This window comes from Bacillus sp. PK3-067, from assembly GCF_056738645.1.
The window spans coordinates 3,015,721-3,037,967 of the sequence record NZ_CP096490.1; the positions used below are offsets into that span (position 1 = coordinate 3,015,721).

Annotated in this window: 19 protein-coding genes and 4 pseudogenes; 8 read left to right on the forward strand and 15 right to left on the reverse strand. The window is 32.9% G+C overall.

Annotated elements, in window-relative coordinates:
- Positions 1–236: 236 nt before the first annotated feature.
- Together M1D73_RS15550 and M1D73_RS15555 are read left to right on the forward strand one after the other, a co-directional pair.
- Positions 237–995: a YqcI/YcgG family protein gene (locus M1D73_RS15550; RefSeq protein WP_006920793.1), complete on the forward strand. Its 759-nt coding sequence runs from the start codon at positions 237–239 to the stop codon at positions 993–995.
- A 91-nt stretch (positions 996–1,086) separates the two neighbouring features.
- Positions 1,087–1,713: a LysE family transporter gene (locus M1D73_RS15555; RefSeq protein WP_060852530.1), complete on the forward strand. Its 627-nt coding sequence runs from the start codon at positions 1,087–1,089 to the stop codon at positions 1,711–1,713.
- A gap of 52 nt (positions 1,714–1,765) precedes the next feature.
- Here the strand turns inward: M1D73_RS15555 and M1D73_RS15560 are convergent, their stop codons facing one another.
- The 3 genes from M1D73_RS15560 to M1D73_RS15570 all read right to left on the reverse strand — a co-directional run bounded on the left by M1D73_RS15560 (position 1,766) and on the right by M1D73_RS15570 (position 3,709).
- Positions 1,766–3,109, reverse strand: a complete 1,344-nt coding sequence (locus M1D73_RS15560; RefSeq protein WP_118414568.1) for an amino acid permease — start codon at positions 3,107–3,109, stop codon at positions 1,766–1,768.
- Between the two features lie 14 nt (positions 3,110–3,123).
- The gene (locus M1D73_RS15565; RefSeq protein ID WP_006920787.1) at positions 3,124–3,276 is read right to left on the reverse strand and encodes a hypothetical protein; all 153 of its coding nucleotides are present in this window, start codon (positions 3,274–3,276) and stop codon (positions 3,124–3,126) included.
- Positions 3,277–3,496: 220 nt separating this feature from the next.
- Positions 3,497–3,709, reverse strand: coding sequence for an alpha/beta-type small acid-soluble spore protein (locus M1D73_RS15570; protein ID WP_000069660.1), 213 nt, complete (start codon positions 3,707–3,709; stop codon positions 3,497–3,499).
- 275 nt (positions 3,710–3,984) lie between these two features.
- Here M1D73_RS15570 and M1D73_RS15575 point away from each other — a divergent pair, with 275 nt between their 5' ends.
- Positions 3,985–4,461, forward strand: coding sequence for a YndM family protein (locus tag M1D73_RS15575; RefSeq protein ID WP_121868304.1), 477 nt, complete (start codon positions 3,985–3,987; stop codon positions 4,459–4,461).
- Positions 4,462–4,496: 35 nt separating this feature from the next.
- Here the strand turns inward: M1D73_RS15575 and M1D73_RS15580 are convergent, their stop codons facing one another.
- Positions 4,497–5,012, reverse strand: coding sequence for a DUF3231 family protein (locus tag M1D73_RS15580; RefSeq protein ID WP_001986359.1), 516 nt, complete (start codon positions 5,010–5,012; stop codon positions 4,497–4,499).
- Between the two features lie 294 nt (positions 5,013–5,306).
- Positions 5,307–5,519: a small acid-soluble spore protein, SasP family gene (sasP, locus tag M1D73_RS15585; protein ID WP_000517671.1), complete on the reverse strand. Its 213-nt coding sequence runs from the start codon at positions 5,517–5,519 to the stop codon at positions 5,307–5,309.
- A 265-nt stretch (positions 5,520–5,784) separates the two neighbouring features.
- Between sasP and M1D73_RS15590 the strand changes: the two genes are divergently transcribed.
- Together M1D73_RS15590 and M1D73_RS15595 are read left to right on the forward strand one after the other, a co-directional pair.
- Entirely contained in the window at positions 5,785–6,918 is a 1,134-nt protein-coding gene (locus M1D73_RS15590) for a zinc-dependent alcohol dehydrogenase (RefSeq protein WP_000649086.1), read from the forward strand.
- A 233-nt stretch (positions 6,919–7,151) separates the two neighbouring features.
- Positions 7,152–8,006, forward strand: coding sequence for a manganese catalase family protein (locus tag M1D73_RS15595; RefSeq protein WP_086395652.1), 855 nt, complete (start codon positions 7,152–7,154; stop codon positions 8,004–8,006).
- Between the two features lie 260 nt (positions 8,007–8,266).
- Here M1D73_RS15595 and aspA read toward each other — a convergent pair whose 3' ends face one another.
- Complete coding sequence (aspA, locus tag M1D73_RS15600; protein ID WP_001251924.1) at positions 8,267–9,697, reverse strand: aspartate ammonia-lyase; 1,431 nt, start codon at positions 9,695–9,697, stop codon at positions 8,267–8,269.
- Between the two features lie 53 nt (positions 9,698–9,750).
- Complete coding sequence (gene ansA / locus M1D73_RS15605; protein WP_000722302.1) at positions 9,751–10,755, reverse strand: asparaginase; 1,005 nt, start codon at positions 10,753–10,755, stop codon at positions 9,751–9,753.
- A 184-nt stretch (positions 10,756–10,939) separates the two neighbouring features.
- Between ansA and ansR the strand changes: the two genes are divergently transcribed.
- From ansR to M1D73_RS15620, 3 genes and pseudogenes are all read left to right on the forward strand, one after another.
- Positions 10,940–11,317: an HTH-type transcriptional regulator AnsR gene (ansR, locus tag M1D73_RS15610; protein WP_000893569.1), complete on the forward strand. Its 378-nt coding sequence runs from the start codon at positions 10,940–10,942 to the stop codon at positions 11,315–11,317.
- Positions 11,318–11,374: 57 nt separating this feature from the next.
- A pseudogene (locus tag M1D73_RS15615) lies at positions 11,375–11,590 on the forward strand (DUF1304 domain-containing protein); the annotation flags it as partial.
- 103 nt (positions 11,591–11,693) lie between these two features.
- A pseudogene (locus M1D73_RS15620) lies at positions 11,694–11,780 on the forward strand (IS3 family transposase); the annotation flags it as partial.
- Between the two features lie 125 nt (positions 11,781–11,905).
- On the opposite strand, the pseudogene M1D73_RS15625 reads toward M1D73_RS15620, so the two are convergent.
- From M1D73_RS15625 to hblA, 8 genes and pseudogenes are all read right to left on the reverse strand, one after another.
- Positions 11,906–12,038 (reverse strand): annotated as a pseudogene (locus tag M1D73_RS15625) (excinuclease ABC subunit C); the annotation flags it as partial.
- A 147-nt stretch (positions 12,039–12,185) separates the two neighbouring features.
- On the reverse strand, positions 12,186–13,265 hold the full coding sequence (locus M1D73_RS15630; RefSeq protein WP_121868757.1) for a Ger(x)C family spore germination protein: 1,080 nt from the start codon (positions 13,263–13,265) through the stop codon (positions 12,186–12,188).
- A gap of 2 nt (positions 13,266–13,267) precedes the next feature.
- On the reverse strand, positions 13,268–14,350 hold the full coding sequence (locus tag M1D73_RS15635; RefSeq protein WP_000809697.1) for a GerAB/ArcD/ProY family transporter: 1,083 nt from the start codon (positions 14,348–14,350) through the stop codon (positions 13,268–13,270).
- A 20-nt stretch (positions 14,351–14,370) separates the two neighbouring features.
- Positions 14,371–15,870 carry a spore germination protein gene (locus tag M1D73_RS15640; RefSeq protein WP_000802295.1) on the reverse strand — a complete coding sequence of 500 codons (1,500 nt, stop codon included), beginning with the start codon at positions 15,868–15,870 and terminating at the stop codon, positions 14,371–14,373.
- Between the two features lie 360 nt (positions 15,871–16,230).
- Positions 16,231–18,636 carry a PAS domain S-box protein gene (locus M1D73_RS15645; RefSeq protein ID WP_059303663.1) on the reverse strand — a complete coding sequence of 802 codons (2,406 nt, stop codon included), beginning with the start codon at positions 18,634–18,636 and terminating at the stop codon, positions 16,231–16,233.
- A 430-nt stretch (positions 18,637–19,066) separates the two neighbouring features.
- Positions 19,067–19,294, reverse strand: a pseudogene (locus M1D73_RS15650) (hypothetical protein); the annotation flags it as partial.
- 20 nt (positions 19,295–19,314) lie between these two features.
- Positions 19,315–20,715: a hemolysin BL regulatory component HblB gene (hblB, locus tag M1D73_RS15655; protein ID WP_000976152.1), complete on the reverse strand. Its 1,401-nt coding sequence runs from the start codon at positions 20,713–20,715 to the stop codon at positions 19,315–19,317.
- A gap of 375 nt (positions 20,716–21,090) precedes the next feature.
- A complete protein-coding gene (gene hblA, locus M1D73_RS15660; protein ID WP_000591977.1) occupies positions 21,091–22,218 on the reverse strand; it encodes a hemolysin BL binding component B in 1,128 nt (375 codons plus the stop codon).
- Positions 22,219–22,247 lie beyond the last annotated feature (29 nt).

Sequence of the window (22,247 nt, forward strand, 5' to 3'; positions counted from 1 at the left end):
CGTTATAAACCATACTAGTTAGAAAATATAAATGTGAACATTGTACCTACATATTTTTTCAAATTTTATAGTTACTTAAATTTATACATTATTAGATATTAAAGTAACTCGTTGCAGGGGGTACCCATTAAATTATTTCATTTTAATAAAACGAAAAACAATTATTCTTGCTGTGTTAGTCACCTATTTCTAAGTAATTAATAGGCTATATATTATGACTTAGGAGGGATAAAAAGATGACTATACTTTATGATAAAGACTCTTTACAAAAAATTTTTACTACCCTTCCACATTGGCAACAAGAAGCTTTTCGTTCTTTCAAATTGAAAATGACAGATAAAAATAAACCTTTCCCTTGTATACCAGCCCAACACGGTTTTACAGCCAATCACCTCAGATACGGATTCATTGGTGATCCTAGAGATATGAGTACTAGTGCGGATTTTGCTGCATTACTTAAAGAATATACTGAATGTTCTAGAGAAACAGGTCAATACGCCTCATTTATTGTTTTTATTCATACACCAATAGATTTAGAGCGAGAAACTACAGTTGAAGATTTTGAACATATTTATTGGTCTCTTCTTAATACAACTAGCCGTTTGGACGAGATGGAATGGCCTACACACATTCCAAATGACCCTATGGAAAACACTTGGGAATTTTGCTTTCATAATGAATCATATTTCGTTTACTGCGCTACACCCGCCCATGTCAATAGACAAAGTAGACATTTTTCATGTATGATGCTCGCTTTAACCCCTAGATGGGTTTTACAGGGGATTATGAGCTCTGAGAAACGCAGTAGAAAACTAAAAAACTTAATACGTCAACGTCTAGCCGCTTATGATAAAGCTCCTATTCATCCTTCTCTCAAAGATTATGGTCAAAAAGATAATTATGAATGGCAGCAATATTTTTTACGTGATGATGAGACAATTCCATCAAAGTGTCCATTTTCTCGAATAATAAAATACTTGCATAAAAATAAATAATCCCCTCTGCTTTTTATTATTTAGTTGTACAAACTTTAACCACTGAATAGATTTAATATAGATCAAATTTAGTGGGAGGAGCATGTTATACGTGGGGATATTTTTAAGCTATGTTTTCTTGGGTTTATCATTATCTGCTCCAATGGGGCCTATAAATGCTGCACAGTTAGAAAAGGGTATTAGAAGTGGGTTTTTTCACGCTTGGATTCTCGGCATAGGAGCCTTACTTGCAGATGTTATCTACATGGCACTTATTTATTTAGGGGTAATTCATTTCCTTGAAAAAGATATTATAAAACTTTTCTTATGGTCTTTCGGAGCTTTTGTTTTAATCTATACAGGCATCGAAAGTTTAAAAAATGCGAATCAAATTAGCATTAGTAATACTAAAAATGACGATTCAATTATTAAAAGCTTCTTTTCTGGTTTCTTTATGTCTTTATCTAATCCATTAACAATCCTATTTTGGCTTGGCATTTTCGGCTCGATATTAGCAAAAGCCGCTTCTTCTTATAATAAAGAGCAGCTTTTGTTATATAGCTTAGGGATTATTTTAGGTATTTTTATATGGGATATTACGATGGCAAGTACATCTAGTATGTTTCGTAAAATTTTGAATGCTCGTATATTGTCTCTTATAACGGTAGTATCTGGCATATCACTTATTATTTATGGATTATATTTTGGTTTTCAAACTTACCAAATTATTTTTCAATAACTTCTATTATTTATTTCTGACATACTATTCCTATTGTGAAAAGAAAGATACTTCATATAGCTGTATTTCTTTTTCTTGAGATAAAATGAACAATTATAGTAACAAGAATAACTATTCCTAAAAACAACAAACTCACTAGGAAACCGAAACGGGTTGTTTTTTGCAATAATGTTCCACTAACAGCTAATGCAATCATAATAAGACCAATAATACTTTTTATCTGCATCCAACCTTTGGGATTCATTAATTTCCAAAATGAAAGAAGAATTAAACTCCATGTATATAACAACATTAATCCAGCTGCAGTTGTTACATATTCATATATATTTTTGGGTAGGAATAAAGCACTAAGGATAGAAGCACCAAGTCCAATTATAATAAGAATTAAGGCTGGAAAAGAGATGTTTTTTTTATTTTTTTTAGCAAACATTGCAGGTGCATCTCCCTCTTCAGCTAAATTCATTAATACACTTGTCACTGCAAATAATGAACCAACTAATGTTGAAAAACCCGCTAAAATTAATACCACATTTAAAATAAATGGCACGTACGGCAAATTATAATCTTGTAATGCTATTACAAAAGGACTTTCTTTCGTATTAAACTGGTTTAATGGAACCATCATAATTGCCAACCCTAAAGAGACTACGTAAATAATCGTTAAAATCATTAACATTACTCTTCCTGATTTCTTTGCATCTTTAGGGTCTTTAAGCCTTATTGTCATTAACCCCATAATTTCAATTCCTCCAAATGCATAAAATGCATAAATTAGAGAGGACCATGTGCCTTTTAATCCATTTGGAAACCAATCTTTAAAATTCCGCGGAATTTGTGCTTTATATAAACCACCCTTTATAAATCCTAAAATAACCAAAATAGCAATTACAATAAACCCCATAATAGCAGCAATCTTTATAATAGCCATCCATTTCTCTAAACGTTCGAATATTTTTACCCCTATAAAAATAATTAATATAGCCGCTACTCCATATATAGTAGCAAATATCCATAATGGTATTTTAGGAAACCAATAGCGTGAAAAGATTCCTAACGCACTTAACTGGCTACCCATAATAAGCAGTTCAGAACACCAATATGTCCACCCATGACTAAAACCCGCCCAATTTCCAAAAGCTTTTCTTGAATAAATGCGAAAAGATCCTTTTTGTGGATCTTCTACAGCCATTTTTGCCAATGCCTCAAATACAATATATGTAGTGAATCCAGTTAAAATAAGAATAAGAATAATTGAAGAACCACCTATTTTAATTCCTATACTAGATCCTAAAAAAAAGCCCGTCCCTATCGTACAACCAATCCCAATAAGTGAGAGTTGCCACCATTTTAAATCTTTTTTTTCTTTCGTTTCATTATTAACATCATGACAGGTCATATTACTATTCTCCTTTATTCATTTCGAGAATGTCCCTCATGATTACTTAAATACTTCTCAGCAAGCTTTTCAACAACATCAACGACATCATGAGCCTTTATTTTATGGTTTGCTACTCTTTCACTTCCTACAGAAATCTCAACTGTAAATAACGCTTCATATTTCATTTTTTCTGCCCCTTTCGCATCAAATATAACCTCTTATCTTTTATTTCACAAAAATTAATTATGTATTTAAAACCTCGAGAGTATAAAATTTAAACAAATAAATTCGAGTTATAGTTGTAAATCTAAAAAAATTCTAACGCTACTAAGCTTATTTACTAAAAAAATGTATGAGAAAGGAGAGACAGCATGCCTCTCCTCTATATCCATTTCGTATATAAAATTAACGAGTAACGCCACCGCCAAGTTGTTGCTCAGCTAATGATACAAGACGTTTTGTAATTTCACCACCAACAGATCCGTTTGCACGAGCTGTTGCATCTGCACCAAGTTGCACTCCAAATTCTTGAGCAATTTCATATTTCATTTGATCAAGAGCTTGTTCAGCGCCACGTACTAATAATTGGTTGCTGCTTCCACTGTTATTGTTTGACATGTTAATTCACCTCCTTCTTTCTTTAATATGTTAAATTACATGATAAAATATATAGTTAATTAATTGGTAATTACGACCACGAATTCAAAGGTATAATTGATGCTCTTTAAGCCCAAAATAATAGTGTATAGGAGAACGAAATATAACATACGTGCCATGGGATATCATAAATAGACCTCCATTACAATATAAAACGGGTTACGCTATATAAAAGCATAACCCGTTTTTAATGGAATGTTTTATTCAATATACTTTTAAATAGTGGAGGAAAAAAGATGAAACATATTGTTGCTTTATTAATTAAATATACAGCCGTAACTGCGGTATTATTAGTCATACTCGGTATTTTCCAAGGCATTTCAATCCCTAGAGTATTACTAATTTCTCTTTTTCTGACGGGAGCTGCCTATTTAATCGGAGACCTCTTCATTTTACCTAAATACGGAAATATGATTGCTACAATGGCAGATTTCGGCTTAAGCTTTTTCGGAACTTGGTTACTAACATCCTTGTTTACTAATTTAGATGCTACTCGTAATATTGGATTTTCTTCATTTTTAGCTGCTTTAATTATTGGCGGAATAGAAGTTTTCTTCCATATTTATATGCAGAAGTTAGTACTGCGTAATGACAATGAATTAAGAGAACATAATCATATTCACCATGATAAATACGCTATGGAGATATCAGATGAATATATGGATTCTTCCACAATAAATAAGTCCAAGCTTGAGGATACACCTAAAAAATAAAAAAGTGGCCAACGCCACTTTTTTATTTTTGTTTATTACGCTTGGTCAGAATTTCTTACATGTAATGGAGGTGGAACTACCCATCCCTTTTTCTTACTTAAACGTAGCAGAGTTACACCTGCCTGCGCTTTTTTCATATGAAATTGTCCGAATAGCATACCTACATCTTCTCGAAGGCATTTTCCCATTACTTGACTACATGTCACAAGTCCAGCTGCTAATCCTGTAGAAACAGCTGCAGCAATTTCAACATCATTAATACGTGCTCCAGGAGGAATGTCTTCGATAGATGCAACTGGTCGTTCTGGAGGAGCAGGCGGTAAAGCGACCCCATTAATCTTTAAAAGAGCTTTTAATTCTTCTATTTCCGAATTCATATCATTTTCAATTAAGCCTTCTAAAAACTTCTTCAAATCTTCATCACCTGTGTGATTCATAAACACTTGATGGCTTGCAATTGCACCCTGTGCAGCAAGAAGATAACTCCAAATGTCAAATACTTCTCCGTAATGTAAAGGTTCATTTTGAGGATTTCCACTTAATATACCCATTTTTAAATTCCTACCTTTCGAAAATATCATAATAAATATTGATTTCAATATTGAAATCAAATTTTTAAGTATGCTTTTTCCTGCAAAAGATTTTCTACTATGCATGGAAAACACCTTTCCAACGCTGCGTGTTTATTGTTTAGGAAAGTAGTTTACAAATTAAATACTCAAAGATTATGAAAGAAGATTATCAATAATCTTTGAGTGAGAATCTGTTTAATATAAGGTTTTTTATTTTTATGAATACACAAAAGAAATTGATTTACATATTTGCTATATTTTAAGCCAATTTACTTAGCGGTTAGCTCTACCACCAAGTTGTTGTTCTGCCATTGCTACTAAACGTTTTGTAATTTCACCACCAACAGATCCGTTTGAACGAGCTGTTGTATCTGCACCAAGTTGTACACCAAACTCTTGTGCAATTTCATATTTCATTTGATCAAGAGCTTGTTCAGCGCCTCGAACTAATACTTCATTACGACTTCCACTATTATTTTTTCCCATATTGTTTCACCTCCGATGTTTTTAATATGCTACAAATTATGAAATAATAATTATCCTTTTTATGGAAATTAGATTATGAATAAAAATTGATTTTTTTCTTAAAGTAGGGCAAAACATATAAGAAAGAATAACTGATATAACATACTTTCATAACAACACTATGTATACTTTCTAATTCCCTTCAGTAAACAAAAGAAAGATTTCTATTTCACCAAGAGATTAAATAAAATTATGTTTTGAGACATAATCCAAAAGGAGATATGAGATGAAAGCTGTAACCTATCAAGGACCAAACCAAGTACAGGTTAAACAAGTGGATGATGCAAAATTAGAGAAAAAAGATGATATTATTGTAAAAATTACTTCAACCGCTATTTGCGGTTCTGATTTACATTTATATCAAGGCAACATGCCCTTACCTCAAGGATACATTATCGGCCATGAACCAATGGGAATCGTTGAAGAAGTCGGGCCAGATGTCACTAAAGTGAAAAAAGGCGATCGTGTTGTCATCCCATTCAACGTTTCTTGTGGACATTGTTTCTATTGCCAACATGAAATGGAAAGTCAATGTGATAACTCAAACCCTCATTACGATTCTGGTGGATACTTTGGTTATACAGAGAAATTTGGTAATCATCCGGGCGGACAAGCAGAATATTTAAAAGTTCCTTTTGGAAATTTCACTCCATTTGTTATACCGGAATCATGCGAACTTGAAGATGAATCCCTACTATTTCTATCAGATGTTTTACCAACAGCCTATTGGAGTGTAATAAACGCAGGCGTTAAGCCAGGTGATACTGTTATCGTCCTTGGTTGTGGACCTGTTGGATTAATGACACAAAAATTCGCTTGGATGCAAGGTGCTAAACGTGTAATTGCAGTGGATTACTTAGATTATCGGATGAATTATGCAAAAAAGATTAACAATGTTGAGGTATTTGAGTTTACAAAATTCCCCGATATGGGAGAACATTTAAAGGAAATTACACGTGGCGGTGCTGATGTAGTTATTGATTGTGTGGGGATGGATGGAAAAAAATCGCCTCTAGAATTTCTGGAACAAAAATTAAAATTACAAGGTGGAACTCTCGGTCCTATTCAAATCGCTACGAAAGCCGTAAGAAAATATGGAACGGTTCAAATGACCGGCGTTTATGGTGGCAATTATAACGCCTTTCCACTCGGTGCATTTTGGGTTAGAAATATTAATCTTAAAATGGGACAAGCACCTGTCATTCATTTTATGCCGGAACTATTTGAAAAAATAACAAATAAAGAATTTGATCCAAAAGAGATTATTACACACAAAATTCCCCTTGAAGAAGCGAGTTATGGTTATCAGATTTTTAATAATCGTGAAGACGACTGTATAAAAGTCATTCTGAAGCCTTAAAGCTACAATTCATTATTCTTAATGAAAAGATAAGATTACATTTCGTAATCTTATCTTTTTTTATTAAATGCTAAGTATCTATCCCCTATTTTCATCTCACATCTAAAATAGTTATTTTCAAAAACTTTGCATTTTGAGGTAATAAATAATTGGTAAAAACATGAATTAAAGTATTAAGTAACCAAATAGCGGACACGATAACAATGTTAACTAACTTAAAAGAGGTGTACTTCATGTTTTATTATAAAGAAGAACTGATTAATATTATCAAGCCGGACAAGCCAGATCCAGCTGCCGCAAAAGTTTTACAAGAAATATTAGGTGGGCATTATGGCGAAATGCGTACAATGATGCAATACTTCTTCCAAAGCTCAAATTTTAGAGGGAAAGAGAAGCAATATCGTGATTTACTTCGAGGTGTTTTTTTAGAAGAAATAAGCCATGTAGAACTTGTACAACATACAATTAATCAACTATTAACTGGATCTGGTGAACCTACACCAGGAAATGCAGGTGTTGACACAGCACCACTTGATGAAGCGGTTAAACATGCCAATCCTCATCACTTTATTGTAGGTGCTCAAAGTTCATTGCCCGTTGATGCAGCTGGCAACCCATGGAATGGATCTTGGGTATATAGCCATGGGAATTTAATTAGCGATTTATTAGATAACGTAGTACTTGAATCTACAGGTGTACTTCAAAAAACTAGAATTTATGAAATGAGTTCCAATCAAACTTTTAGAGAAACACTTGCATTTTTAATTGTACGTGATAATGCACATCAAAATGCTTTCGCAAAAGCTTTAGAGACATTGGGTGTTGAATGGGGGAAACTCTTCCCTGTGCCGAACTATGATATTAATAAATACCCAGAGTGCAGAAAGTATGTAGACATGGGATTCCATAACGCACAATTTAATTTTAGCTTAGATCCAACAAGAATGGGAGAAATATTCCAAGGTGAATCACCAAGTAGAAACAAAGGAACATTAGCAGTAACGGACCCGCCAAAAGGTTTTCCTGTACCAGAACTTCCTGAAATGCCAAATGAGCATAGTCCTGGATTAAAAGATATGGGTCTTTGAGATTATTATGGCCAACTATTGATTCATGGTTGGTCATAGTTTTTTATAAAGATTCATGTAAACTTGTTGTTAACATGATAAGATGTTTTAATAAATCCTCTTTATTTAAAAGTGATGTTGATTATATTGCTGCTCCTCTTAATTTTGTTTCTATGAACTATTAAACGCCACTGTTACTTACTTATAATCTCCCTACCTCTATTCACATATAAAATCCCTATATTGTAAACAAAGAGGAGGGACTTGTCCCCCCTCTTCTTTTAATTTTTCTTTAAAAGAGTTGCTCCTGCAATCCCTGGATGTGTCATTTCGAATGGATCTAGAATTAACTCTAAGTCTTCTTGTGACAATACACCATTTTTCACACAAAGTTCTCGAACGGATTGCCCTGTTGCAATTGCTTCTTTCGCAACGCGAGCTGCTGCTTCATAACCGATATGAGGGTTCACGGCTGTAATAATTCCTACACTTTTCTCAACATACTCTTTTAAGCGATCTTCATTCGCTTCAATTCCTTTTAAGCAATTATCTGTAAAGGCACGGAAACCGTTATTCATAATGCTAATTGATTGCAGTAAGTTGAAAACAAGTACTGGTTCCATCACGTTTAATTCTAATTGTCCTGCTTCTGAAGCAAGGCAAATTGTATGATCATTACCTATTACTTGGAACGCAATTTGATTAATAACTTCTGGCATAACAGGGTTTACTTTCCCTGGCATAATAGATGAACCTGGTTGACGAGCTGGTAACATAATCTCTGCTAAACCAACACGTGGACCTGATGCCATTAAGCGAAGGTCATTCGCAATTTTAGACATATTCATCATACATACTTTCAGTGCTGCAGATACTTCTGTGTATGCATCTGTATTTTGCGTTGCATCTACTAAGTCTTCTGCACCAACTAGTGGTAGTTCACTAATTGCAGCTAAATGTTTTACAACTGCTTCAATATATTCTGGGTCTGCATTTAAGCCTGTACCAACTGCAGTTGCTCCCATGTTCACTTCATATAAGTGTTGACGTGATTGCTGAATTCGTTTCATATCACGTTCAAGTACACGAGAGTACGCCTTAAATTCTTGTCCAAGGCGAATTGGCACAGCGTCTTGTAAATGTGTACGACCCATTTTAATCACATGATCGAACTGTTCTGCTTTTAATTCAAATACATCGTGCATATAACCCATCGTTTGTAATAAACCTTCTAATGCGTTTAATGTAGCGATATGAATCGCTGTTGGGAATGCATCGTTTGTTGATTGCGCCATGTTTACATGACTATTTGGACTAATATAATGATAGTCTCCCTTTTCCATCCCTAATAATTCAAGAGCACGATTGGCAATGACTTCATTTGCATTCATGTTCATTGAAGTACCCGCTCCGCCTTGGATTGGATCTACGATGAAATGATCATGCCATTTTCCATCAAGAATTTCTTGAGCAGCCTCTGCGATCGCACCGCCCTTGTTCAATTCCAATCTTCCTACATCTGTATTCGCAAGCGCTGCTGCTTTTTTTACAATTGCGAACGCTCTAATTAAACTTTCATGAATTTTATACCCTGTAATCGGGAAATTTTCAACAGCGCGTAAAGTCTGAATTCCGTAATATGCCTCAATAGGTAATTCCTTTCCTCCCAAAAAATCATTCTCCACTCGCACGTTCTTGTTTGTCATTGCCATTTTAATTTCTCCCCCATATTAAATGTAAAACCTAAATAAATCATATGAAGTCATTACCAATCCTTATCAGATTTTATTGTTAAATCGTAGGCTAAAGGCTCTTCAATAATTTTTTTAATCTCTTCTAATTTATTAGTTTTCCCAAGCGCCCACATCAATTTTGCTATGATGGCTTCCGTATTCATATCTCCAGACAATATTACTTGATGTTGCGCCACTTTCCGTCCTACTTCATAGAGAAGTATGTCTTCTCCTTCTTCCAGGCATTGAGTAGTAATCACTACAGCAATCCCCATTTCAGTCAACTCTTGAATTTTCGAAAGCAAGTTCCTTCCTTCAAAAGGTAATCCACCGTTTCCAAAACTTTCAATAATAATCCCTTTATACAAATCTTTTAAACAATCAAATACCTCAGGCTTTGTACCTGGATACAATTTCATAAGAAAAACATCCGTACATAAATTAGTATTTATTGAAAGTTCACTATGTGAGGAAGTTGGCTTCCAATGATATTTCACTTCATCTTCATTTACCTCAGCAACATATGGATAATTCACACTTTCAAATGCATCATAACTTTTTGTTCGCATTTTAACTGCTCTCGTCCCAATAATCACCCTACTATCAAAAACAATAAACACACCGCCAACATCCTCACAGGCAAACCTAAGAGCATCAGCTACATTTTTTTTTGCGTCTGTCTTTTTAAAACTAATAGGTACTTGTGAACCTGTTAAAACAACTGGTTTTCTTAAACCTTGCAGCATATAAGATAACGCAGAAGATGTATAAGCTAACGTATCCGTTCCATGTGTAATCACAAACCCGTCATAGTCATCATAGTGATTAAAAACAGCATTAGCTATTTCTTTCCAGTGCTCAGGTTGCATATTGGTACTATCAATATTCATTAAGATTTTGCAATCTATTTCTAAGTTTCGAGAAGACTTCGAAAAATAATTCAATAATTCCTCAGCGGACAATCCTGGAACAAGCCCCTCATTCCCCTCCACAGATGCAATTGTCCCACCAGTTGCAAGTAATAAAATTTTCTTCATACACAACCCCTCCATAAAATAAACAACGATATATCGTTCGCGTAATGCGTATTTATATTTATCATTATAGAACTTAATTTGAATTAATCAAGATTTTGTATTCAATACGCGTACTTTTTTTCTATTCTTGATTCTTTTTCTATGTTATAATTAATTTAATAAAATTAGATGGGGTATGAGACGAATGCTGGAACGTTTATCTAAATTAAGAAAAAATCAAAAATGGTCCTTACAAGAGACAGCAGATCGACTTGGGATTGCGAAAAGCACCTATGCCGGGTATGAAAATGGTTATAGATTACCTTCATTACAATCTTTATCAAAAATAGCCGATTTATTTGATACATCTGTAGATTATATATTAGGCCGAATTGAACATTCACATCAAAACAAAGATGTAATTGATATTACAAGACTCCTAAACGATCCAGATCCAACACTTTTAATAGATGGAGAAGCACTGTCAACAGAAGAGATAATAGATTTTATTGCTTTTGTGAGAAGTAAACGAGAACTAAGTTCCAAGAGAATAGAAAATATTGAACCAACATGTAAAAGTTGATTCAATAAAAAACGAAGACACTGTACTCTTTAAACTTAGAAATACTTAGACAATTAATTTGCAAACGGTTTATATAATGAATTCTTAGCAGCTGGCCTCATTCGGGGACTTATACTTGGAAACAATCCCATTGGTTATATGATTCAATTATTTTTCATCATTTGTATAGTGGTAGCAGCTATTTTCGGAGGTTTCACATCCAATAAATCAATTATCATGAAACAAGGATTTCTCGCTATTTTAGCGTTACTTGCCCTTTTATCTGTCATATAGAACTAAAACTTTTCAATAAAGGAACTCACTTTTGAAGAATACGCCATTCTTTCTGTAGATTTATAAGAAAGAATGGCGTTTTTGTATGTCTATTTCTGTATCGAAAGAATTTGAAAGTATAACAGAATTTAAACAAGAATTAGCAAAGTATATAAAATACTATAATCATGAAAGAATCAAGGAAAAATAAAAGGAAATGAATCCAGTATTGTACTAGGCTCATTCCCTAGAGGCTACTTAATAAACCGACCTTTCTAACTTTCGGGGGCACAGTCTAGCTGAAGTGCTACAAGCAACGAATTTACTACTTTAAAGTTAAGTGTTTAACCTTGAAGTACTGAAATTCTTTTTTTCCAGACAAAACATACATTATATCTTGATGCTTTATTGTCCTCTTATAATTATGTAGTATCGGGAATTTGTTTCGTTGTTCTTTTATTATAATTATGATTACTATAAGTGATAAAGCTACAGGTATAAAAACGATTAACAAAGCATCTTACTATTTATGAAATTCTTTGTTAATCGTTTCTCTTCTCCCTAATCTCCTGCGAGACTATATTTTTTTGTTAAAATTTTCCATATCTTATTTGATTTATTCTGTAACACCAGATTGGGTTACTTTTACATCAGCTGTTACACGAAAACGTAAATGTTTATAGGATTCTTCCCATTCTTGACTGTTCCATTTTCTTACGTGAGTTCTACCAAGCTTTCTAAGTCCTATAGGATCTGTGTCTTTTTTAATAAATCTCTTTATCAATGTAGTTGCTTTTTTTTCTATTTCTTTTTCCATAATTTTTTCTAATTTTTTTATTTCTTTAGGATTATCTAGATTTTTTGTTTTTGTAAATTCTTGAATTTCAGCTTTAACTTGAATATGAGCATTTATGAATGGATGCTTACTATTCCCCTCCATCTTATATTTTGTTCTAGCTTTTATATTCTCTATCGTGGCGTAAGTATTTGAGGAACCAGGTAGTTTGAATTGGTATGTACCTTGTTTAAAATTATCTGTCAACAATTTAAATACAAATAAATCTTTAGGGTTTACTTTATCAACCATTTTACATCTTTTAAAAAGTGCTATTCCATCTAACTCCAACACATTACCTTTTTTAGATACTATCGGTAAATATGAATCTCTCGCATCATCATTAAGTTGGTTTAAAAACATAAAAAAATTTGTTTTTGGCTGCGTTCCATTATCCATATTTTGCTCCAGTAAAGAGGATAGATAGGAAGCAATTTCTTTTTCTTCAGAATAATTCCCCTTTAATAGTGATTCCCCTTTTACATTTGTAATTGCTAAATAAATTGCATTTCCTACACTAGGATTTCGGTTCAAAGTCTCTAAAATTTCCTGCATTCCCTTATCAATTATTTTTTCATTAAATATAATAACACGCAATTGCCCCAACTCTAGAGGTCCAGAAGATTTTTCGGATGCTCTTGCAAGAACTTCTCTACCAGTCTGGCCTGATGCTGAATAGATTTTCGTTTCACCTTCCCCGCCTCCTTTATAAGCTGAAATCGCAAAGGTTCCTTTTAGCTTACCTTTTGCTTCGGTATCATATGCCGCAACTTGAACTAAGTCAATGTCATCCACAATTTTCGTTTTAGCACAACCTATTAAGAAGACACTTACTATAAGGAAAAGTATCCATCGCTTCATGTTTATCTCCTTAACTTTATTTTGGCGGTTTGAATTAGCCATAATATAGGTAGGTATACATATATATATACAAAGCCAATTTGACCTGTCCAAGTATTTAATAAGTTAATTTTATTACGGTTATTCAAGAAAAATGATAAAACAAAGATGAACAGGATGATAACTGGCAAAACATATTTTTGCTTTATTCCCAGTGCCTCTTTTATACCACGACTTACTCCCCATAATGTAAAGGAAACATTGGGTAATATAAAAAAAGCCCAAACAGAAACAATAATGTATTCAAACCGCTCTATAAAGGGAAATTGTATAATTTTAATCATGCTTAAATATGCCCATATCGCGCTCGCTAGTTGTTTTTCACTAAAAAACGCAAGAGTTAAAATCATAAGGTATGTGTAGACAATAGTCGTTACTAAATTTGCATAGTGCGCATATTTTTGAGACGTTCTTGCCTTTTTAATAAATGGGTAGTATAACAATAACATTTCAAATCCAAAAAAACTAAACATATTTCCTTTCATTCCTTTCATAATTTCTAGGAATGAATGCTGTGCAATTGGAAATAAATTTTGGAAATCTGCATACTGCAAAGGATAAAAAAATGTGAAGATTAGAATGCTTGGGATAACGATTCCAAAGAAGCCGATTCCAGCAACTACACGAAATCCTCCAGTCACAATGTAATAACATAGACCCAAAAAAGCCCCTGCTATAATCCAAGATGAAATGGAAGGAAACATCCAAACATGTACTACTTCGATATAGGTATGTAGTGTTGTTGCACCTAACAATACAATATAAGATAAAAAAATGAAGTTGAACAATCCACCAATCCATTTTCCAAGTACGTCTTGATTGATTGCAATGATATCTCCATTACCCTGATTTAAAATCTGATATATGATCCAAATCATAAGATTAACAGATATTCCAAAAAGCAGCGTGCTAATCCACGCATCATTTCCAACTAATTTTGCACTAATCCTTTCAAAACCAAGCATACCAACCCCCATCTGTATAGTAATAATTAAAAAAAACACCATATATGGAGAGACTTGATACTCAATTGGGATCTGTTTCATAATGCTCCTCCCTGTTAATTTCAATCATCAAAATCATTTCGTGATTTAATTTTATTTTTCTCTACCTCTTCTGGATTAAAACGAAAACGCTGTTTAGATCTTGAAAAAATAGGACGTCGAAACATCGCTGAGATCGGCAAACGGATAATGCTGTCTTTCCAATCTGTAGGGCGTGTAGGATAAAAAGGAAACAAATAAGGACGTCTTAATGATTCTGTACGTAATAAACGTGCTAAAAGCAAAGAGCTTGTTAAAACAATTCCTAATAAACCCAACAGGTGTGCAGATATTATAAAAGGAAAACGAATTACTCGAATTGTATTACCAATTCGATATATTGGTGCTGTAAATGAGCTAAGAGCTGAAAGTGCAACAATAATAATAAGTACATTACTTGTAAGACTTGCCTCTACAGATGCCTGTCCAATTACAATACCACCTACTATACCGACAGTTAGACCCACTTTAGTTGGTAAACGTGCCCCCGCTTCTCTCAGTAATTCAATCGTTATTTCTAAAAAAAGCGCTTCAATTAATGGAGGAAAAGGTACTTTACTTCTCGATATGATTAACGTTTCAAGAAGTTCTTTTGGAATAAGCTCGTAATGATATGTTAAGATTGCAACATATAATGGAGTCGTTAAGACAGAAAACATAAAAGCAAAAAGCCTTAATAGACGAAAAAAAGAGGCAATAATCCAAGGCATGGTGTAATCTTCTGTGGTAGAAAAAAAGTCAATTAATGTTGTTGGAAGAGTGATTGCATAAGGTGAGCCATCTACAAAAAGTGCAATTTTCCCTTCTGCCAATACAGCTGCTACACGGTCTGGTCGTTCTGTATTCAAAAATTGAGGAAATATAGAATTCGGGTTGTCTGCAATTAACTGCATCAAATACGTGCTATCCAAAACGTGGTCTGTTTTTATTAGACTCACCCTTTTTATAATTTCTTGTAGATTTTGATCATTTACAATTCCCTCAATATATACAATCGCAACGGTTGTGTTAGATAGAGAGCCTACTTTCAATTCCTTCATTTGTAAATAAGGTGTTGGAAGCTTTCTACGTACTAAATTTAAGTTTACATCTAAATCTTCAACAAACGCGATTTGTGGACCCACGATATTGTATTCAATTTCAGCTTTTGTAATATCTCTTTTTTCTTTCTTTGCCACATTGATTAACAAGCCATTTAATTTATCTGTATCGAACTGAATAAGTATATAGCCGTTTAAAATACTATCCTGAATATCTTCCATTTGATTTGTTATTTTTGAATTTTCAAAGGGTAAGACAGACCGAATATCTTGTAATGAATCGAAGCTCTTCTCTTTTATATAAGTTAAAACCTCTTCATGAAATATATTTACATCGATTAAGGTTCTAAAATATGAAATGACTATAGAGGATTTGTTTGAAGCGATCTCCAACGTTATAAAATCTTTAGATTTTTTTAGTAATTGCATTAATTCCTGCAAAGATTTTATAGAGTGAACAGGTACTTTTTCATGTGGTTTCAATTGATAATACCCTTCCTTTCAAAAAGAACCTATATATAGTTTTTAGAAATTTCTATTTTAAAAATGAGGGATATTTATATGTCAATATGCTCCTTAAAAACAATGCCTTTTTAACTAACTTAACCAAAATTAGTTAAAAAATGTATTACAAGTAAAAATTTGAAATGTCTCCAAGAAAAATTACAATATTAAAAACATCCTTTCTTTTGGTTCTAAAGAAAGGATGTTTTTATAACAGGCTTTTTCAAGTGTCTATTCTATAGGGTACATTTACCAGTGTTCTTCTCTTTATTATTTCATTAAGTAACATTGGCATTACATTCTGTATGGTTTCTTAAAAAATTTCAGTAAGAGAATATCTTAATTTTGAAGTGTACAAATAGGGAGAGTGACTTCAACTGTAGTCCCCTTATTCATTTCACTCTTAATAAATATCTTTCCCTGATGTGTTTCAATGATTTTATAACAGATCATTAATCCTAAGCCAATCCCCTCTTCTTTAATACTATAAAAAGGTTCTCCGAGGTATGGTATACGTTCTTTTGGAATCCCACACCCTTGATCGATAAAACGAATGCTTACTTGATTATTATCAAGTATATTTATTTGAATCAGAATTTCCCCTCCCATCGGCATAGATTCAATTGCATTTTTTAATATATTAACAAATACTTGTTTTAATTGATTTCCTTCACATGAAATCAATGGAATACCAGGGTTAAGATCGATTCTAAATTTTATATTATGCATCATTGCTTGAGGTTGTAGTAGCATTAAAACTTGATCCATTAGCACACTAATGTTATTAGGTTGCATTTTTACTACCTGTGGTTTGGCTACCGCCATAAATTCAGTTGTTATGCTCTCTATACGCTCAATCTCTGATGATACTATATTAATATAACCCTGATTATTCTCATTTTCCGTTGATTTTAGTAATTGCATGAACCCTTTCATTGCAGTTAATGGATTATTAATCTCATGAGCCATTACAGTCGCTAATTGTCCTACAACAGCAAGTTTTTCAGATTTTCGTAATAATTCTTCTGTTTTTAGCCGTTCAGTGATATCACGAGAAATACTTAGAAAAACTTTTTTACCATTTAAGTTAAAAACACGAACACTAAACTCAGTTGTTATTACTTTTCCTGTTGGAAAAACATATTCATCTTGCAAAGTGAAGGAAGTTTGTCCTTTTTTAATTTTTTCTAATAACCTTACGATTATTTGAGAATCTTGTGGTACTATATTTGAAAATGATAATGAAAGCAACTCTTCTCTACTATATCCAAATCTTCTACACCCAACAGGGTTTACCTCAATAAATCGACTTGGAGTATTATCTTCATTCAGCTCTACTACATATACCGCATCAGTTGCTTGTTCGATTAGTGCACGGTACTTCATTTCACTATCTCTTAATTGCTGGTGTAATTGATGCCGTTCTCTTTCTGCTTGTTTTCTTTCAGAGATGTCTCTACATATTGCTGATAAAGCTATCACATTTCCTCTTACATCTAGTATAGGAGAAACTGTCAGACTGATATCAAGAAGACTCCCATCGCTCCGTTGTCTAACAGTTTCTAATCTAGTAACCACCGATTCTCCTGTTAGAATTTTCTGAATATTTTCAAGTGATTCTTCCATTAAAAAATCTGGTACACAAGGTAATCTCTTACCTATGATTTCTTGTGATGACCACCCAAATATCTTTTCATAAGCTTTGTTGGCTTGTAAAATATGCCCTTCTCGATCAGAAATGGTAATAGCATCTAGATTGTGCTTTATAAATGATTCCAATAATTCTTTGGTAGCGCTTAATTCTGATTCTACCTTTTTTCTTTCGGTTATATCAACTGTAGAACCAACAACTTCAATAACTTGTCCATTTCGTTTAATCGGCCTAAGCGCAATAAGAATAATAGTTTTATCATTTGGCCAAGGTAATTCAAATATAATTTCTTTTCCTTCCCATGCCTGAAGATAGTACTTCATCAATTGTGGAACTAAATGTGGAGGAACAATAGAAGCATCAATAGTACGTAAGCTTTTTCCTACCACCTGTTCAGAATAAAATCCGTTTTGATAATAAAACTGTCCATCACATAAAGTGTGTATAAAGTGCTTATCCACTTTTTTAAATTTAAAAATTCCTCCTTGAAGCTCATGTACGGTATCTGCAAGTTCTTGCTTCGATTTTTTTAATTCTCGATTCATTTTAGATAAGTCCTGTGTTAAATAATACAATCTCTGGTAGGCTTCCATAAGAAATAGCCCAATTAAAAGTCCTAACGCTATATATAATAGGCCTCCTGTGTAAAGTAATGTAGTATTAAATAATACGCCAACTAACCACTTTATTCCAATAAAAACAGAAAAATATAACGATGCACTTTTAAAAGGATGTAGTTTTTTAAAATAAGTTTTAAAAGTAGAAAATAGAATCCCCATACATAAATAAGCAATCACAGGAGGTTCCCAATACTCTCCAATGTAAAAAATACGCATTAATATTATGCTAATTAGCGTAATCCAACCAGCAATACGACCAAAGTAAATAAAAGATAGAATAAGAGGAACAACTCGAAGATCGTAAGAAAATCCCATGTATGGAAAAGAAAAGAACATTAACGTAACTGCAATAATCCCTCCATAGAGCTTTTCGAAATATCGACTAGAATTAATTGTAAACACTTGAATAAATATTGCTGCGCTAACTAATAAAGAAAAAATAGAAAGGTTGATGAAATAATCTTTAATAATCATGTAATGTCCCTCCTTGCATTAAGTGTATTCGACAAAAAAGCTAAAAATCCTACAAATTGTATAAACAGTTCAAATGCATAAATTTTAAACTAGGATAAAATCTGGAAAAGTAAATAAGGAACACAGCAGATGGGATATTTTAATGAAAAATAGTTCAAAAAAGATAATAGTAACCGTTGACTACTATTATCTTTTTTCTTTAAGTTATCGTAATACGTATGAAACTCTAAGGGACGTGGTATGTCATTTCATCAAACAATGATTATATACTGAGTCATGAATATAGAAATTTCAGCAGTAATTTTTGAAAAATAACATAAAAAACAAAACTATCTTTGAAAAAGGAAAAAATCTATATGAATGTCAACTAATCTATGTACAAAAACGTTCACTTAATTTTGCATAAAATCACTCGACTTAGGAAGCTAAGTAGTTCTTCAAGGTCGATAAGAACACCTGTAGATGCTTCAGGATAACTACATAATTGTATGGGTAATGTACTTGAAACCTTTCGGTAAAACCATACACATAATACAACTAACTCCTTGGTTCAATATTTACTTTTTCGCTGAACAAATTCTTTTTCTTGAGCAAAATATTCTAGGATATAAGGAGATTTTTCGATTAACTTGGTGTCTAGTTTATTCTCCAGCTCCAATTACTTCGTTACTTTCAGATTCAGTTCATTATATTTTGTACTTTGTCTTTATACACAACATATTCTTTACCATCCACTACTGCTACTACCGCAAATTCATCATTTGGATTGAATGAAAGCCAATCAGCCCACATGTTAGTATTAGCCCCTCCACTCCACATATTATGAACAGTGTTTTTCGTTAAATTCATAACTTTATAAGACGCATTTGGCGCATTTGTTCCAGTCTTTATTTCAAAAGTGTATGCGTTATGAATTTTTTTATAAAAGTAGAAAACGTTTGATGGACGAAGCTGATTCAAAAAATCCTGTTCTTTTTTCTCTGCAATTTTTATCCCTTCTTGCAAAGTGACAACATCTGTTTTTAATGTTTTCCAACTGTTTTTCGCTGCATTCAAGCTAGGGGTTAAGAATTTATATTTATTTTGATCAGCTTTTTGATCAGCTTTATCAATATGTCCCAGTACACCCGAATATTGAGAATCTAAATCCTCCCATTGCGTAGACATATAAGTAAGAGCAGTGATAGCACTATCAAGCATACTATGCATATCACTAATATTATGAAATGCAACTCCAACTACACGATTCAATGTTATTTTATAATCTACAGTCTGACGCAATTTTGCTAATTCAGGTTCTAGCCAACCTAACTTACCTCTTGCATCACCTATCATTATGCCACCAGCAATCAAGGTTGGAATAAAGGGGATTTTCACCATGTCTAACCCCTTAGATTCTATGTCTTTCTGATATTTTACTTGTCCTAAAAGGTCCTCTAGACGCTTTTGGTCAGCCTCCACATCGGCACCTTGGTTTTTTAAAATCGATTGCAATGTCTCTTTATGACTTCCAAATGTTCTAACATCTTCTCCAATAGCATTTTTTAATTGCATTAATTCTTCTATTAATGCTTTTGCAGACTTTTGATTTTGTTGAATTCCTCCCTGTAAATCTGTAATCCCTTTTTTTAAAGTATCTCCATTTCCAGTATTGATCGCCTCTACTAATGTTTCATAATAATTTTCAAATTTTGTATCGTATTCTATAATGCCTGTCAATGTATCTAAAAGCTGTTTTTTTACTTGTGTATTCCATGTAACAGCATGTGCTCTTGCATTCTTTTGATCTTGTACAATTTTACTAGGTAAATCCGCATTTCCATTAATAGTTATTCCTTCAAAACTCACATCTGGATTATTAATTAGCAAATAAGAATATTCATTCATAGCTTTTGCAAATAAACCAGCATCTTGCAAAGCTTTTTTCATCTGTTCTTCATTTGCTGAAAGAGACATATTTTCAGTGTTCGTTTGTTCAATTTCAATTGCAAAAGTTTCTAGTGGTATGACTGCATAAGTAGTTGTTATAGTTAAAAACGCTGATATAGCGAGTAGTTTATTAGGGATTTTTTTCATCATTTCGTATTCCTCCTATATAAGGTATGGTTTCAAGTTCTAATCTTATTAAAAAGCGATGTCTTTCAAAATGAGTTCTACATCTTTTATCAGTATCGTTTGAACTTTCTTTAGCATCCTTCAAATCATTAAGTATTAAAGAAAATGTATATAATCTACTTCAAATTAACCGATTCTGTTGCAAATTTAAAAAAAGCAATTAAACTACAAGGTTATTTTTTATTCGAATCATACTTATATATAATTGAAAGGCGAAGTCTTTAATGAGACTCCGCCTTTCTGTTATATAAGGATTTATTAATTATTACTTTTCTGTTTAACAGTGTAATCATAGACTTTCCATGTTTTAGTTCACTTTACAACAGAATTAATATTTCCCTATTTTTGTGGAGTAACAGTTTCCACTTTTAATTCCTTTATTCCTTCTTTTAATGTAACAGCATCTGTTCGTAATGTTTTCCAACTGTCTTTCGCTGCATTTAAATTAGGCTTTAAGAATTTAAATTTATTTTGATCGGCTTTTTGAGCTGCATTCTCAATATGCCCTAGAACGCCCGAATATTGAGAATCTAAATCATGCCACTGCGTGGACATATAAGTAAGAGCGTTAATAGCATCATCAAGCGCCTTGTGCATTTCATTAATATTACTGTAAGCAACTCCAACTACACGATTTAAGGTTACTTTATAATCCACGGTCTGACGTAATTCTGCTAATAAAGGCTCTAACTTACCTAAATTATCCCTTGCTACTCCGACTATAATACCGCCAATTATTGGTAGACCCAAAATAGCACCCTTCATTACATTAAACCCATCAGATTCTAATTGTTTATAATAGTTTACTGATCCTAATACTTCTTCTAGACGCTTTTGATCGGCATCAACATCTGCACCTTGATTTTTTAAAATTGACTGCAAGAGCTCTTTATTACTTCCAAAAGCTCTAACATCATGTCCAATAGAGTCTCTTAATTTAGTTAATTCTTCTATTAGTTGTTGTGCATACTTTTGATTTTGTTGAATTTCACCTCGCAAATCTGTAATCCCTTCTTTTAAAGTTTCTCCATCCCCTGTATTAATCGCTTCTACCATTGTTTCATAATAATTGTCAAATGTTGTATCGTATTCAACAATACCATTCAATGTATCTAAAAGCTGTTTTTTTACTTTCGTATCCCAAGTAACAGCATGTGCCCTTGCATTCTTTTGATCTTGTACGATTCTACCAGGTAAATCTACATATCCATTAATGGTAATTCCCTCAAAATTCACATCAGGATTCTTAATTAACATATAAGAATAGGCATTCATAGATTTTGCAAATAATCCAGCCTTTTGCAAGGTCTCTTTCATTCTCACTTCATTTGCAGAAAGAGCCGTATCTCCATTGTTCGTTTGTTCAATTTCACTTGCAAAAGTTGTTACTGGTGAAACTACATTAGCAGTTGTAATAGTTAATAGCGTCGATACAGCGAGTAATTTGTAAGGGATTTTTTTTATCATTTCATTTTCCTCCAATTTAGGTGTTAAAT